The sequence below is a fragment of the Phocaeicola acetigenes genome, assembly GCF_027529745.1.
Lineage (GTDB): Bacteria > Bacteroidota > Bacteroidia > Bacteroidales > Bacteroidaceae > Phocaeicola > Phocaeicola acetigenes.
Genome location: NZ_JAPZVM010000005.1, coordinates 143632 through 157349 on the forward strand (window position 1 = coordinate 143632; position 13718 = coordinate 157349).

The following is a 13718-nucleotide window of genomic DNA, read 5'->3' on the forward strand; positions in this document are numbered from 1 at the left end:
AATATAAAAATGAAAAGAAATAGGTGAATAGCAGAGTAATAATATAAAAAAACAAATGAAACTGAAAGAGAAGAGATGTAGTTGTTGTGTTGTAGACAAAATAATTGTATTTTATCTATGAAAAAACACAAAGAGTGAGCAGGAGAGAAGATAAGGAGGATAGAATGATGTGTGTGCTTTTTAAAAGAAAAGTGGCCGTTTCCTCACTCTTATGTGATGATAAAACGGTCACTTTTTAATGATTGTATAAAGTCTTTTTACACTTCTTTGATGATATCCATACCAATGTGAATGGCTTCTTCATTCATCGGAATCAGATGATGATGACGTTCCGGTAAGGTTTTATGTAATGCTTTGATTACACTTTCAATAGATACTACTGGACGTATCTTCAGCAATCCGCCTAACACAATCATATTGAATGTCTTGGCCATTTTACGTTCATTGGCTTCATCCATGGCGTCAATGCGGTATACATGGATATCTTTACGGGTAGGAGGATTGATAATACCGTATCCGTCGTAGATCAGTACTCCGCCTGGTTTAACCTTGTCTTCAAACTTGGCCAGTGAAGGCTGGTTCAAGATAATGGCAGTATCATATTTACTGAGGATAGGAGAGGAGATGCGTTCATCACTTACGATAACTGTTACATTGGCGGTTCCGCCTCGTTGTTCAGGGCCGTAAGCAGGCATCCAGGTTACTTCTTTGTTTTCCATCAGTCCGGAGTATGCCAGTATCTTTCCCATCGACAAGACTCCTTGCCCTCCGAAGCCGGCTATGATAATTTCTTCTTTCATACTTCTTGATTTTTTAGGTTATGTTCTTGGCGCGTCTATGTCAAATACAAGTTTACAGAGTTGTATCTTTCAAGTCGCCCAATGGATAGAATGGGAACATATTTGCTTCCATCCATTTATTGGCTGCATCCGGAGTCATCTTCCATCCTGAGTTACAAGTTGAAACGATTTCTACCAAGTTAGAGCCTTTGCCTTGCATGGAGTTTTCGAAGGCTTTACGAATGGCTTTTTTGGCTTTTCGGATAGCAGCAACTGTATGGACAGACTGGCGGGTAACATAGCAGGTTCCTTCTAATGTGGCAGCAATTTCTGTCATTTTCAACGGATAACCATGAATTTCCGGAATACGTCCGTAAGGACAAGTCGCAGTCTTCATACCTAATAGTGTAGTAGGAGCCATCTGTCCACCGGTCATTCCGTAGATTGCATTGTTGATGAAAATGATGGTGATGTTTTCTCCACGGTTCAGTGCATGAATCGTTTCTGCTGTACCGATGCAGGCCAAGTCACCGTCTCCCTGATAAGTGAAGACAAGGCGGTCCGGCCACAGACGTTTGATGGCAGAAGCTAAAGCCGGTGCACGTCCGTGAGCTGCTTCCTGACAGTCGATATCCAAGTAGTTATACATAAATACGGCACAACCTACAGGACTGATACCTACAGTTTTGTCGGCCATACCCATTTCTTCAATTACTTCGGCTATAAGTTTGTGTACTACGCCGTGGCTACATCCCGGGCAGTAGTGCATGGGATTATCGTTTAACAAGCGAGGCTTCTGGTAAACCAGATTCTCGGGTTTCATTATTTCTTCTTTTGTCATACTTTTACCTCCTGAGTTATCGTAGTAAGAAACGGAGTACAAATTCCATCATTTTTAGGAATAAAGAAGCACCGCATACGTAGAAAAAGATGCTTTTGTCGTCTCCCAAGGAAAAATAGAGTATAATGGAAGCAACTGCTCCAATCATGAACAAGATGTTCAAAACGTTTCTGATTTTGTCGATGTTGTTCATGGGTCTTACTTGTTAATGAATTTTTCTTTTAGTGCATCGATTACTTCATCCGGATCGGGTACAATACCACCCAAACGTCCGAAGTGTGCAACCGGAACATTGCATCTTACAGCCAGTTCTACATCTTCAATCATCTGTCCGCTGTTCAATTCTACTACAAGAATTCCTTTCACCTGTTTGCTTCTTTCTTGCAGTGCTTTGCTTGGGAATGGCCAAAGAGTGATGGGACGGAAAAGACCTACTTTGATACCTTCTTCACGAGCGTGTTCCATAGACTTCTGCGCAATACGGGCACATGAACCAAAAGCCACAATCAGGTATTCGGCATCTTCGCAGTTCAATTCTTCGTAGCGAACCTCATTAGCTTCGATAGCAGCGTATTTTTCCTGTAGATGGAGGTTGCGTTGTTCCATGATAGCAGGATCAAGTTCCAATGAAGTGATGATATTCGGTTTACGGTTGTTGCATCCGGTAGTAGCCCATGGGCATTGTTCGATGATTTCTGCTTCTGTACGGCGTGGACGGGGAGCTGGCAATACTACTTTTTCCATCATTTGTCCGATTACTCCATCGGCCAGAATCATTGCCGGATTACGATATTTAAAAGCAAGGTCGAAAGCCAGACCTACAAAGTCTGCCATTTCCTGTACCGATGCCGGAGCCAGTGCTATCAGATGATAGTCGCCGTGACCTCCTCCTTTAGTAGTTTGAAAATAATCGGCTTGACTGGGCTGAATGGTTCCCAGTCCGGGACCTCCACGCATGACATTGACGATAAGACAAGGCAATTCGGCGCCAGCAATGTAAGAGATACCCTCTTGTTTCAGACTGACACCAGGGCTTGAAGAGGATGTCATGACCATTTTTCCGCTTCCTGCACCTCCATATACCATATTGATTGCTGCAACTTCACTTTCGGCCTGAAGAACGACCATTCCGGTGGTTTCCCAAGGCTTCTGTTCGGCAAGAGTTTCCAATACTTCTGATTGGGGAGTGATAGGGTAACCGAAATAGCCGTCTACACCGATGCGTATAGCTGCATGAGCAATGGCTTCGTTACCTTTCATTAGAACTACTTCTTCTGCCATATTTTTGAGTTTATTAGTTATAGTTTTAAAGTTATTGGATTCTTAGGTCTGTTCCTGTATTTCATGGGGACTATCCGATTTCTATGCAGATTCATACAGGGAAGTAAAACGTAAGAAAACTATTCTTCACTTTTTGCTCTGTATACCGTCAGACAGCCATCCGGGCATACAATTGCACATGAAGTACATCCGTTGCAAGTATCTTCTACTACCTGCTGAACATAATTATATCCTTTCTGATTTACTTTGGCGGTGAGTGATAATACATGCAATGGACATGCCACAACACACAAGTTGCATCCTTTGCAGCGTTCGGTATTCACTACTACCACACCTTTCATTTTAGCCATAAGATTACCTTTCTTATTGATTAAACATATCTTTATTATAGAAATTAAGGATGTCCATAACCATTGCGCGTGCTTCCATAGCAGGACTTTCCGGATTCAGATGAATTGCTTCCTGATAATGATTTAAAGCCTGTTGCCAGTTTCCTTGCTTTCGATAGGCATTTCCCAGCAGATAGTAAGCCTCTGCAGCGATGGTATCAGAAGCTGAAGTTGTCAGTAGGTTGAGCTCGCTGATGGCGGCTTCGGTTTGTCCTTCATTAATCAGTGTTTTGAGCTGTTGCAATCTTTCTTTCATGGTTATGAAACCGTTAGTTTGTTTCCTTACAAAGGTATGTTTTATTTTTTACTAAAATGATTTTTTCTGGTAAAATCCTCCTGAAAACTGGAAAATAATTTTAGTCAATGATTGTAATATATTGTATTATAAATGTTTGTATATACCGGTGAAATGTTGCAATTGGAAAGATTGTTTATGTAACTATGTAAGCGTATTGTATACACATTTGTATGAAAAATGTATAGGTATGTCTGTAAAGACAATGATTTACCGGTTAGAACTATGGCGAAGTAAGGAGATATGTATAGAAGATAATGGAGGATGTGGAAGAGGAGTATATGAAAGGTAAATTAATGCAAGAAAGCAATACTTTCAAATTGAAATTGGAATAAAAAACTCCTCTTGTCTGGGGCTTGAAAAATGGATTTTACTCACAGACAAGAGGAGTTCTGAAGATTGTATGCTTATAAATTATAAGTGCATGTCTTAAATTTATTCGATACCGTGTGCGTTAGCTTCTTTATTGATTTTCTTGATAAGACCTTGCAGTACGGCACCCGGTCCGCATTCTGTAAATTCATCTGCACCGTCGGCAATCATGTTTTGTACAGTCTGTGTCCAACGTACAGAAGCGGTCAGCTGAGCTACCAGATTCGCTTTAATCTGAGCTGGGTCTGTATAAGGTTTGGCATCTACATTCTGGTAAACAGGGCATTTGGGAGTGTGGAATTCTGTAGCATTGATTGCTGCTTCCAACTCAACTTTTGCAGGCTCCATCAATGGAGAGTGGAAAGCACCACCTACTTTCAGAGGAAGTGCACGTTTTGCTCCGGCAGCTTTCATCAGTTCGCAAGCTTTGTTGATACCCTCGATAGAACCTGAAATAACAATCTGTCCCGGGCAGTTGTAGTTGGCTGCAACACAAACTTCACCTTCTGCTGCTACTGATGCACAGATTTCTTCTACTTTTTCATCAGGCAATGCGATGATAGCTGCCATTGTAGATGGTTGTGCTTCGCATGCTTTTTGCATAGCCATTGCACGAGCATAAACCAGTTTCAACCCATCTTCGAATGACAATGCTCCGGCTGCAACCAATGCAGAAAATTCTCCTAAAGAGTGGCCGGCTGTCATTTCAGGCTGGAACTTGTCGCCCATGCACAATGCAGAAATTACTGAGTGAAGGAATACTGCAGGCTGTGTTACTTTTGTCTGGCGCAAGTCCTCGTCTGTGCCTTCGAACATGATATCAGTAATGCGGTAACCTAAAATATCGTTTGCCTTTTCAAATAATTCTTTAGCTAAAGGTGAGTTTTCGTACAAGTCTTTTCCCATTCCTACAAACTGGGCACCTTGTCCGGGAAATACAAATGCTTTCATAAGTTTTTTGTTTTTAATTAAAGTTATACTACTTGCAAAGGTAATGATTCTTTTGAATAATTACTCATTTTGACTTAAAATGTGCATTGCCACCGGGGAGTGGAAATGATTCAGAGGACCGTGTCCTTCGCCGATGTGAATATCTTTTCCAGATACAATTCCCTGATACACATATTCTTTTGCCTTCTTTACAGCCTCTTCCGTGGAATTTCCTAAAGCAAGGAAGGTTGCAATGGCCGACGATAACGTACATCCGGTGCCATGGGTGTTTTTACTTTCTACTTTAGGGGCTGTAAAAAGATACGGCTCTGGCTGTTGACTAGTCTTAAGCACATCGCACATGTCTCCTTCTTCCAGATGTCCGCCTTTGATTAATACGGCCTGACATTGATATTCCAGCAGGCGGTCTGCTGTCTGTTTCATATCTTCTACTGTTTTTATCGGACAGCCGGCAAGTACTTCGGCTTCGCGCAGATTGGGGGTGATAAGAGTAGCCAGTGGAATCAGTTCGCGGGTAAGTGCCTCTATGGCTTTGTCTTCGATGAGTTTGCAGCCGCTTGTCGATACCATGACCGGATCGAGTACCACGTGGGCAGGCTTATATTTGCGGATGGCATCGGCTATTACCTTTACAATTTCCACATCATTAATCATTCCTATTTTGATAGCTTGCGGACGAATGTCGGTCATGACGGCATCGATTTGTCCTTTTACATATTGTGCCGGAATGGGATGTATGTCGGATACTCCACAGGTATTTTGTACGGTAATGGCTGTGATGGCACTGGCAGCATAAGCTCCCAACGCAGAAATGGCTTTGATATCGGCCTGTATGCCGGCTCCGCCGCTACAGTCGGAACCTGCAATTGTTAATATACAAGGATAATGTAGCATGTTTTTTTCTTTATAGTTGAAAGACAAAAGTAAAAAGAATGTGTAAGTTTTGCAAGGTAAACCTTATCTTGAGTGAGAGTCACGAATAAAAATGTAAAAAAAAGGAAAACTAATCAATAATTCTCTATATTTGCAAAAACCAAAAGAATATAGCTTATATGAACTTGAACAATAATCATTTGGTAATAATGGCAGGAGGGGTTGGCAGCCGGTTTTGGCCGATGAGTACAGAAAAACTTCCCAAGCAGTTTATTGATATATTGGGATGTGGAAAAACTCTGCTTCAACTTACTGTAGACCGTTTTAAAGGAATTTGTTTACCTGAAAATGTATGGGTAGTCACTTCTGCCCAATACGAAGATATAGTAAAGGAACAGTTGCCCGATATGCCGGAAGGTCATGTCTTGCTGGAGCCTTGCCGCAGAAATACGGCTCCTTGTATTGCTTATGTCAGCTGGAAAATCAAAACCTTGAATCCTAAAGCCAATATTGTGGTGACTCCCAGCGATCATATCGTAATGGATTCCAGAGAATTTGCAAGAGTGATAACTTCGGCCATGAAGTTTACTGCCGATTCGGATGCGATTGTGACTTTGGGAATGAAGGCTACACGACCGGAAACCGGATATGGATATATCGAAGCGGATATGTCGATGGCTTCTCCTTCGAATAAAGAAATTTATCGTGTAGATGCCTTTAAGGAAAAGCCGGATTTGGAAACTGCCCGCCGTTATGTGCAGCATAACAATTTCTTCTGGAATGCCGGAATTTTTATATGGAATGTGAATACCATAGTCAATGCAATGCGGGTGTATCAGCCACCTATTGCAGAGATATTCGAACGGATGATTCCTTATTACCATACAGAAAAAGAGCAGGAAATGGTGAATGAACTGTTCCCGATGTGTGAGAATATCTCTATAGACTATGCGGTAATGGAAAAGGCTGATGAGATATTCGTTTTTCCTGCTTCATTCGGATGGAGTGATTTGGGAACCTGGGGCTCGCTGCATGAGAACTCCAAAAAGGATGCACATAATAATGTATGTGTAGGAGAGAATATCAAGTTGCATGAAACTCGTAACTGTATTGTGCATACTACTCAGGAGAAAAAAGTTGTCATTCAGGGATTAGACGGATATATTGTAGCAGAGAAAAATGATACTTTGCTGATTTGCCGTCTGACCGAGGAGCAGCGTATCAAAACGTTCTCAGAGGAATAAACGATAGATAATATAGTAAGGAGTTGAAACAATGAAGATTGAGGCTGGCGATTTTGGAACAGCCGGATCTTTATTGTTTCAACTTTTTTTATGGAATAAGTGTTTGCATTGTATCTTTAATGGGAAGTATGTGCAATGCTGTTCTTGTTCTGTAATCAACGACGCTGGCTGTACAATCGACGTCGTCGGATTTGGATTCGCCGACGGTGGCTGTGTAGCCGACGGTGGCGATTGAAGCTTTTTCCCTGTGTCGTGTGCTGCGGATATTATAATCTGATTTCTCCGCTGCCGATACATAAGTGTGCCTGTGCATCGTATACCACTCCGAATTGTCCGGGAGCAATACCCTGAAGTTTCTGGTCGCTTTCTACGAGGTAGCCGTGTTCGGACTTGATGAGCTTGCCGGTGTGGAATGTATCCGTGTGCCGGATTTTGAAGCAGATTCTTTCTTCTTTGTCGGGGGTAAACGGGTTGCAGGTAATAAAATGGAAGTCCTGGAGTTTGAAGTGATGGCCGTATTGTTTTTCTGTATCGTATCCTTTCGATACATAGAGTATGTTTTGGGTGGTATCTTTGTCGACTACAAAATAAGGTCCTCCACTCAATCCCAGTCCTTTTCTTTGTCCGATGGTATGAAACCAAAATCCTTTGTGTGTACCCAGTTTCTTTCCTGTTTCCAACTCAATGATATCTCCCTGACGTTCGCCTAAAAAACGGCGGATAAAGTCGTTATAATTGATTTTTCCCAGGAAACAGATGCCTTGGCTGTCTTTTCGCTGTGCACTGGGCAGTTTGACCTGTTGGGCTATGCGGCGTATCTCTTGCTTGGTATATTCTCCTAAAGGAAATAATAGTTTGGAAACCTGCAAGTAGTCTATCTGTGCAAGAAAGTCGGTCTGGTCTTTTACCGGATCTTTTGCTGTGGCCAGCCATGTGCGCCCGTCTATCCTACAGGTTGTGGCATAGTGTCCGGTCATGGTTTGGTCGTAGGCATATCCCACTTTCTTTTCAAAGCATCCGAATTTTATAAGTTTGTTGCACATCACATCCGGATTTGGGGTAAAGCCTTGCTTTACCTTATCGATAGTGTATGCAACTACATTTTCCCAATATTCTTTCTGGAGGTCTACGATGTCGAATTTCAGCCCGTATTTTCTTGCAGTTGCCGAAGCCAGTTCGATGTCTTCTTCGGCTGTGCAACTTAAGCTCTCGTCGGTATCCATTCCTATCTTGATATAGAAAAGGTCGGGCTTATAACCTTGTTCGCAAAGCAAGTGTACCCCTACGGCGCTGTCTACACCTCCAGAAATAAGTGCGGCTATATTCATAAATCTGTTTTTTGTTAGCCGCAAAGGTACACTACTTTGCCGGGAATGGAAATACCCTATTTAGGGGATATTTATCTTCCGTACAGCTTGTCTATCAGATCGCTTCTGCCAATGCGCTTAAGTTCGCTGATAATGGCTCTTCTCTCTTCCGGCTTGTACCAGAAGAAGAACATGCGCTGTGCCAGCTTTTCTTTGGGAGTCTTGGCAGAGAATACCGGTTCGAGTGTGTAAGGATGGAAGCCGGTATACCATGCTTCGGTGGCTACGGTCATCGGAGTAGGAGTAAAGTCCTGTACTTGTTCCAGATGGAAATCCAGCCGCTTGGTAATTACAGCCAGTTCGGCCATGTCTTCTTCCGTGCATCCGGGATGACTGCTGATGAAGTAGGGAATAATCTGCTGGCGCAGATTTAATTCTTTGTTCAGCTTGTCGAAGATTCGTTTGAACCGCTGGAACTGCTCGAAAGGCGGTTTTCGCATGAGGTACAAAACACGGTCGCTTGTATGTTCCGGTGCCACTTTCAGTCGTCCGCTCACGTGGCGGGCAATAAGTTCTCGGGTATACTGTGCAGTGCTTTGGTTTACAGCGGGGTCTTTGCTTTCGTGAAGCAGTAAGTCGTAGCGTACTCCGCTTCCGATAAAGCTCTTCTTGATACCGGGTAATGCATCTACCGATTTGTAAATGTCGAGCAACGGGCGGTGGTCTGTATTCAGGTTAGGGCATACTTTCGGGTGAATGCACGAAGGACGCTTGCAGCGCCGGCACATCTTCTCGTCTCGTCCGCGCATCATGTACATATTGGCAGACGGTCCCCCTAAATCACTCAAATAGCCTTTGAAGTCGGGCATTTCGGTGATAGCTTTTACCTCGCGCAAGATACTTTCCTTGCTGCGGCTGACAATAAATTTACCCTGATGTGCAGAGATGGTACAAAAAGCACATCCTCCGAAACATCCACGGTGAATGTTGACGGAGAATTTAATCATTTCGAAAGCCGGAATCCGCTTTCCTTTGTATTTTGGATGCGGCAAGCGGGTGTAAGGAAGGTCGAATGACATATCCAGTTCACCTTGTGTCATCGGTGGGTAAGGAGGGTTCACTACCACTACCTGATTGCCGGTTTCCTGCCAGATACGAGCCGCTTCGTATTTGTTGGACTCTTCTTCTATGTGTCGGAAGTTTTCGGCCTGTTTCTTCTTGTCTTTCAAACAATCTTCGTGGGAGAAAAGACGCAGGTCTCCTTCTTGTGGAGAGAATTCCTTGCTCGGACACAGATAAGCTGTTTGCGGTAAATCTTTCGGTAATTCCGGTGAATGGTGCAGATGCTTGCACAAGTCGGTAAGTGGTTTTTCTCCCATGCCATAAATCAGCAAGTCTGCTCCCGATTCAAGCAAGATAGAAGGACGTACTTTATCTTCCCAGTAGTCGTAATGAGTCAGTCGGCGCAGGGAAGCTTCTATTCCTCCCAATACAACCGGTACGTCCGGGTAAAGTTTCTTTAGTATTTGGGTATAGACAATACTCGGATATTCCGGACGCATGTCATGGCGTCCGTCGGGAGTATAAGCATCTTCGCTTCGAAGTCGTTTGTTGGCTGTGTATTTATTGACCATGCTGTCCATGCATCCGGCAGATACACCGAAAAACAGACGGGGGCGTCCCAGCTTTTTGAAGTCGCGTAAATCGTCTCGCCAGTTAGGTTGGGGTACAATGGCTACACGCAGTCCCTGCGATTCCAGCATTCTTCCGATAACTGCTGCTCCGAACGACGGATGGTCTACGTAAGCATCTCCACTGAACAGGATGACATCGAGTTCTGTCCATCCTCTTAGCTCTATTTCTTTTTTGGTTGTAGGCAACCAGTCGGTTAGCTTATACTCTTTCAATGTTTTGATTGTTTGAAGGTTGATGAATATCCTGAATATCTTTTCAGCAATTAAGGAGTTAAGAATTTGAAGTAGTCAAAAAGCAAGGAGGTGAACAACTGGATTTCCCGATACATTGCTTTGTGCCATGTATTGGTCTCACTGTGTGTTTCTCTTTTCTTTTCTGACTGCTTGTTTTTCTTAACTCCTTAATCTTTTTGTATTTCTTTTACTCTGTGGCAGAAGCAGTATTATTGTCTTCCTTTTCTTCTTCCCATTTAATATAAAGCATAATCAGTTGGTGTAAGCCGAATGCTTTCATATTGTTATGGTAAATTACATCAATGCATAAGTCCAGCAAATCCTTGCTGTTTCCTTCCATTGATGAAATCAGAGAACGTATGTTCAGTTTTAATTTGTCGAGCACGCTTTCGTCTACAATACCATTGCTGTCTATCAACTGTTGGAACAGAGAATACTTCTCGATGGTCTGCAGATGGGCATCCGATACCTCGATGGAACGTGTACCCGATGGATTGGCTTGTATTGTGTACATGACTTTTCAGTTTTTAAGTTAGTGTACGGATGAACAAGTTAAATTTCACCTAATGCAAATTTCTCCGGATGCTTACCTTTAAAATGCTTGAAGTAGAGTTTTATTTCTCGCATGTCTTTCTCAATATCTCCACTTGGAATCAAGTATTTATTAGCAGAAATACATTTTTTCTCGTAGTCGATACCAATCAGGACAATGGGGATCTGAGCTCCTAATGCAATGTAGTAAAAGCCTTTTTTCCATTCTGGATTTGCAGAACGTGTTCCTTCCGGTGTAATTGCTAAATGAAACTTTTCGCTCTTTTTTATTTGTTGGATAATCTGATCTACCATCGAAGTGCGTTTGCTGCGGTGTACAGGTATTCCCCCCATCCATCGGAACAGAATTCCCAAAGGAAAGAAAAACCATTCTTTCTTCATCATAAAGCCGGATTCACGCCCTATCGAGCTAATGAAAAGCTTGCCGATGAACAAGTCCCAATTGGTGGTATGAGGAGCTGCGCAGATAATACACTTGTCGAAGTCCGGAACATTGACTTCAGCTTTCCAGCCTAACACTTTTTGGTAGATAAACCGGCAAATAGTTTGTTTCATTCGTATTATTTACCCAATTCTTCTAATTTTTTGAATATTGCTTCCACTTCTGTATTGAAGTCGCTTTTCAGTTTCTTGTAGAATACCTTTACACTTCCCGGTTCAGTATGGCTGATACGGCTGATGATATCTCTTCTTAAGTTTACGATTTGCAAAAACAGCTGGCTGATTGCTTCTCTGTTTTCTTCTTTTGCATTCATGCTTTCTACGATACATAAGCCTGCTACCAGGTCTGAGATATAGTTAACATTTTTCTTTAAGTTTCTTCTATTAGCCATAGTTGTAAGTTTTTAGAAGTTTATAATAAGTTTGTTTCGGGGGTAAAGATAACCTTTTTGCTCGACAATTCCTATTAATTACAGTTTTATATGCTTGTATTTTCCATGTGCTTTTATAATTGGAGACGGTATGTAGCAGGAAAGAATCTGATTGTTATTCTGATTTTGTATGATGTAGGGATAAAGAGGATATAAAATGTCTTCGGCAGGAAACCTTTGTAACGGCTTTTTTGAATTGAAGAAAAGTTCTTCGGATTCTTTTATATTTCCGAAAAAAACACGAAATTTGCACAGACGTAGAATTATTTACATCTTATTATATAATAATACAATTATGACAAAAAGTGCATTACAAATTGCAAGAGCTGCTTATCAGCCTAAATTGCCTAAAGCGCTGAAAGGTGCAGTAAAGGTACAGGAAGGAGAACCGACTCAGTCTGTAGCTGACCAGGAAGCTATTAAAGCTTTGTTCCCGAATACTTACGGTATGCCGTTGATCAAGTTTGTAGAAGGTGAAGCTACTGAACATGCTCCTATGAATGTAGGTGTAATCTTGTCTGGTGGTCAGGCTCCGGGCGGACACAACGTAATCTCTGGTTTGTTCGATGGTATCAAGAAATTGAATCCAGCTAACAAACTGTACGGTTTCATCTTGGGTCCTGGCGGTTTGGTTGATCACAAATATATTGAATTGACTTCTGACATTATCGATGAATACCGTAACACTGGTGGTTTCGATATCATTGGTTCTGGCCGTACTAAATTGGAAAAAGAAGAACAGTTCGAAAAAGGTTATGAAATCTTGAAAGAGCTGGGTATCAAAGCTTTGGTTATTATCGGTGGTGACGACTCTAATACTAACGCTTGTGTATTGGCTGAATACTATGCAGCTAAGAACTATGGTGTACAGGTAATCGGTTGTCCTAAGACTATCGACGGTGACTTGAAGAACGATATGATTGAAACTTCATTCGGTTTCGATACTGCTTGTAAGACTTACGCTGAAGTAATCGGTAACATCCAGCGCGACTGTAACTCAGCACGCAAATACTGGCACTTCATCAAGTTGATGGGTCGTTCAGCTTCTCACATTGCATTGGAATGTGCTTTGCAGGTTCAGCCTAACGTATGTATCATCTCTGAAGAAGTTGAAGCTAAGAATATGTCTTTGGACGATGTAGTGACTTACATCGCTCAGGTAGTAGCTGACCGTGCTGCTGCTGGCAACAACTTCGGTACAGTATTGATTCCGGAAGGTTTGATCGAATTCATTCCGGCTATGAAGAGCTTGATTGCTGAATTGAACGACTTCTTGGCTCACAATGGTGAAGAATTCAACAACATCAAACGTTCTAAACAGCGTGAATACATCATCAGCAAGTTGTCTCCGGCTAACTCTGCTATCTACGCTTCTCTGCCAGAAGGTGTAGCTCGTCAGTTGTCTTTGGATCGTGACCCACACGGAAACGTACAGGTTTCTTTGATCGAAACTGAAAAACTGTTGTCTGAAATGGTTGCTACTAAGTTGGCTGCATGGAAAGAAGAAGGTAAATACGTAGGTAAGTTTGCTGCTCAGCACCACTTCTTCGGTTACGAAGGTCGTTGTGCTGCTCCTTCTAACTTCGATGCTGACTACTGCTATGCATTGGGTTACACAGCTTCTATGTTGATGGCTGCTGGTAAGACTGGTTATATGTCATCTGTACGCAACACAACTGCTCCTGCTGAAGAATGGATTGCAGGTGGTGTGCCTATCACAATGATGATGAACATGGAACGTCGTCACGGCGAAATGAAACCAGTTATCCAGAAAGCATTGGTTAAATTGGATGGTGCTCCATTCAAGGCTTTCGCTGCACAGCGTGAAACTTGGGCTAAGGAAACTGCTTATGTATATCCGGGTCCTATCCAGTACTTCGGTCCTACAGAAGTTTGCGACCAGCCGACTAAGACTTTGCAGTTGGAACAAGCTAAATAAGAATTGTTTCTGATAGCGAAATAAATAAGTAATGTCATTCTGAACATGGGGAGACAGGGCATGCGATGCGTGCCGGATGTATTTCCTCTTGTTCG

Annotated in this window: 15 protein-coding genes; 3 read left to right on the plus strand and 12 right to left on the minus strand. The window is 42.4% G+C overall.

The features are described 5' to 3' along the window. Positions 1–257 precede the first annotated feature (257 nt). From O6P32_RS08155 to thiD, 7 genes are all read right to left on the minus strand, one after another. Positions 258–800 carry a 2-oxoacid:acceptor oxidoreductase family protein gene (locus O6P32_RS08155; RefSeq protein ID WP_178265879.1) on the minus strand — a complete coding sequence of 181 codons (543 nt, stop codon included), beginning with the start codon at positions 798–800 and terminating at the stop codon, positions 258–260. A 52-nt stretch (positions 801–852) separates the two neighbouring features. Beyond that, on the minus strand, positions 853–1620 hold the full coding sequence (locus O6P32_RS08160) for a thiamine pyrophosphate-dependent enzyme (RefSeq protein WP_178265878.1): 768 nt from the start codon (positions 1618–1620) through the stop codon (positions 853–855). A 198-nt stretch (positions 1621–1818) separates the two neighbouring features. After that, positions 1819–2901 (minus strand): 3-methyl-2-oxobutanoate dehydrogenase subunit VorB, encoded by a 1083-nt coding sequence (locus tag O6P32_RS08165; RefSeq protein WP_178265876.1) that lies wholly within the window; start codon positions 2899–2901, stop codon positions 1819–1821. 119 nt (positions 2902–3020) lie between these two features. Further along, complete coding sequence (locus O6P32_RS08170) at positions 3021–3251, minus strand: 4Fe-4S dicluster domain-containing protein (protein ID WP_178265875.1); 231 nt, start codon at positions 3249–3251, stop codon at positions 3021–3023. Between the two features lie 13 nt (positions 3252–3264). After that, positions 3265–3546: a tetratricopeptide repeat protein gene (locus O6P32_RS08175; RefSeq protein WP_178265874.1), complete on the minus strand. Its 282-nt coding sequence runs from the start codon at positions 3544–3546 to the stop codon at positions 3265–3267. Positions 3547–4020: 474 nt separating this feature from the next. Continuing rightward, positions 4021–4908: an ACP S-malonyltransferase gene (gene fabD / locus O6P32_RS08180; RefSeq protein WP_269877856.1), complete on the minus strand. Its 888-nt coding sequence runs from the start codon at positions 4906–4908 to the stop codon at positions 4021–4023. A 60-nt stretch (positions 4909–4968) separates the two neighbouring features. Beyond that, positions 4969–5802, minus strand: a complete 834-nt coding sequence (gene thiD, locus O6P32_RS08185) for a bifunctional hydroxymethylpyrimidine kinase/phosphomethylpyrimidine kinase (RefSeq protein WP_269877858.1) — start codon at positions 5800–5802, stop codon at positions 4969–4971. A 158-nt stretch (positions 5803–5960) separates the two neighbouring features. On the opposite strand from thiD, the gene O6P32_RS08190 reads away from it, so the two are divergent. Next, on the plus strand, positions 5961–7025 hold the full coding sequence (locus O6P32_RS08190) for a mannose-1-phosphate guanylyltransferase (RefSeq protein WP_269877860.1): 1065 nt from the start codon (positions 5961–5963) through the stop codon (positions 7023–7025). Positions 7026–7056: 31 nt separating this feature from the next. Next, positions 7057–7260 (plus strand): hypothetical protein, encoded by a 204-nt coding sequence (locus tag O6P32_RS08195; RefSeq protein WP_269877862.1) that lies wholly within the window; start codon positions 7057–7059, stop codon positions 7258–7260. Between the two features lie 31 nt (positions 7261–7291). Here the strand turns inward: O6P32_RS08195 and mnmA are convergent, their stop codons facing one another. The 5 genes from mnmA to O6P32_RS08220 all read right to left on the minus strand — a co-directional run bounded on the left by mnmA (position 7292) and on the right by O6P32_RS08220 (position 11645). After that, positions 7292–8353, minus strand: coding sequence for a tRNA 2-thiouridine(34) synthase MnmA (mnmA, locus tag O6P32_RS08200; protein ID WP_269877863.1), 1062 nt, complete (start codon positions 8351–8353; stop codon positions 7292–7294). A 71-nt stretch (positions 8354–8424) separates the two neighbouring features. Continuing rightward, positions 8425–10239, minus strand: coding sequence for a YgiQ family radical SAM protein (locus tag O6P32_RS08205; RefSeq protein WP_269877864.1), 1815 nt, complete (start codon positions 10237–10239; stop codon positions 8425–8427). A gap of 208 nt (positions 10240–10447) precedes the next feature. Next, positions 10448–10774 carry a hypothetical protein gene (locus O6P32_RS08210; protein WP_269877865.1) on the minus strand — a complete coding sequence of 109 codons (327 nt, stop codon included), beginning with the start codon at positions 10772–10774 and terminating at the stop codon, positions 10448–10450. 38 nt (positions 10775–10812) lie between these two features. After that, entirely contained in the window at positions 10813–11367 is a 555-nt protein-coding gene (locus O6P32_RS08215; protein WP_269877866.1) for a 1-acyl-sn-glycerol-3-phosphate acyltransferase, read from the minus strand. 5 nt (positions 11368–11372) lie between these two features. Further along, positions 11373–11645, minus strand: coding sequence for a hypothetical protein (locus tag O6P32_RS08220; protein ID WP_269877867.1), 273 nt, complete (start codon positions 11643–11645; stop codon positions 11373–11375). Positions 11646–11979: 334 nt separating this feature from the next. Here O6P32_RS08220 and O6P32_RS08225 point away from each other — a divergent pair, with 334 nt between their 5' ends. Further along, complete coding sequence (locus O6P32_RS08225) at positions 11980–13623, plus strand: diphosphate--fructose-6-phosphate 1-phosphotransferase (RefSeq protein WP_269877868.1); 1644 nt, start codon at positions 11980–11982, stop codon at positions 13621–13623. Positions 13624–13718 lie beyond the last annotated feature (95 nt).

Excerpts from the sequence above, each read along its gene's own strand:
- O6P32_RS08155 (WP_178265879.1), bottom strand. The coding sequence starts at position 800 with ATGAAAGAAGAAATTATCATAGCCGGCTTCGGAGGGCAAGGAGTCTTG.
- O6P32_RS08160 (WP_178265878.1), bottom strand. The coding sequence starts at position 1,620 with ATGACAAAAGAAGAAATAATGAAACCCGAGAATCTGGTTTACCAGAAG.
- O6P32_RS08165 (WP_178265876.1), bottom strand. The coding sequence starts at position 2,901 with ATGGCAGAAGAAGTAGTTCTAATGAAAGGTAACGAAGCCATTGCTCAT.
- O6P32_RS08170 (WP_178265875.1), bottom strand. The coding sequence starts at position 3,251 with ATGGCTAAAATGAAAGGTGTGGTAGTAGTGAATACCGAACGCTGCAAA.
- O6P32_RS08175 (WP_178265874.1), bottom strand. The coding sequence starts at position 3,546 with ATGAAAGAAAGATTGCAACAGCTCAAAACACTGATTAATGAAGGACAA.
- fabD (WP_269877856.1), bottom strand. The coding sequence starts at position 4,908 with ATGAAAGCATTTGTATTTCCCGGACAAGGTGCCCAGTTTGTAGGAATG.
- thiD (WP_269877858.1), bottom strand. The coding sequence starts at position 5,802 with ATGCTACATTATCCTTGTATATTAACAATTGCAGGTTCCGACTGTAGC.
- O6P32_RS08190 (WP_269877860.1), top strand. The coding sequence starts at position 5,961 with ATGAACTTGAACAATAATCATTTGGTAATAATGGCAGGAGGGGTTGGC.
- O6P32_RS08195 (WP_269877862.1), top strand. The coding sequence starts at position 7,057 with ATGAAGATTGAGGCTGGCGATTTTGGAACAGCCGGATCTTTATTGTTT.
- mnmA (WP_269877863.1), bottom strand. The coding sequence starts at position 8,353 with ATGAATATAGCCGCACTTATTTCTGGAGGTGTAGACAGCGCCGTAGGG.
- O6P32_RS08210 (WP_269877865.1), bottom strand. The coding sequence starts at position 10,774 with ATGTACACAATACAAGCCAATCCATCGGGTACACGTTCCATCGAGGTA.
- O6P32_RS08215 (WP_269877866.1), bottom strand. The coding sequence starts at position 11,367 with ATGAAACAAACTATTTGCCGGTTTATCTACCAAAAAGTGTTAGGCTGG.
- O6P32_RS08220 (WP_269877867.1), bottom strand. The coding sequence starts at position 11,645 with ATGGCTAATAGAAGAAACTTAAAGAAAAATGTTAACTATATCTCAGAC.
- O6P32_RS08225 (WP_269877868.1), top strand. The coding sequence starts at position 11,980 with ATGACAAAAAGTGCATTACAAATTGCAAGAGCTGCTTATCAGCCTAAA.